Source organism: Vibrio sp. 1401 (assembly GCF_033340295.1).
On the sequence record NZ_JAWOWF010000492.1, the window covers coordinates 1 to 630 of the forward strand.

General features: G+C 49.5%; 2 pseudogenes. One reads left to right on the top strand and one right to left on the bottom strand.

Going from position 1 to position 630, the window contains the following annotated elements:
- Nucleotides 1-315 (top strand): annotated as a pseudogene (locus R7Z77_RS26405) (TIGR03503 family protein); the annotation flags it as partial.
- Between the two features lie 54 nt (nucleotides 316-369).
- Here the strand turns inward: R7Z77_RS26405 and R7Z77_RS26410 are convergent.
- Nucleotides 370-630: pseudogene (locus R7Z77_RS26410) on the bottom strand (sodium-independent anion transporter); the annotation flags it as partial.

Consider the following 630-nt stretch of genomic DNA (forward strand, 5'->3'; position numbering starts at 1 on the left):
TTTGCAACGGATTTCGCAACCCAGCGTGCACGAGTGTTTCCTATTCAAGAACAAACCTTCAGTGCCGTTGATGAAGTGGATTTAGAAACTGCCCGCATCGCCAAAGAAGCAGAGCTGGCCGAGCAACGCCGTATTGAGATGGAAAAACGCATCATTGCAGAGCGCGAAGCTGAGCGTAAACGCAGCATGATCATCATTGCGGTCGGCAACGTAGTGATGCTTTTGATTGCTATTGTGGCTTGGATTGTGTGGCGCAAGTTAAAAGCGAAACGACAAGCCATGCCTGAAATGCAATTGGAAGTGCCAAAGAAATAAGGCAGAAGAGTTAGAGAAAGAACGGAGCCCATCGGCTCCGTCTTCGACTGTCGCTTAAGCCACTTCTGGAATTGGCTTTGGTGGTTGTTCCAAGTCGGGTTCTTTTTGCACGGTCGGAACAATCCCTTCACCGACTGCACTGAGGTAGCTACCACTGAGTTTGATCGCAAGGTACATATCGGCACGCAGCAAAATCCCGCCTTCGCTGGTGCTTATTCCCGTTAACTCACACCATTGACGCAAGCGGCGTTTTCTTCCCGCGAGGACTAATCGTATTCCTCTTTTTTTGAGCACTTCGTGAATGTCGGCCAATGT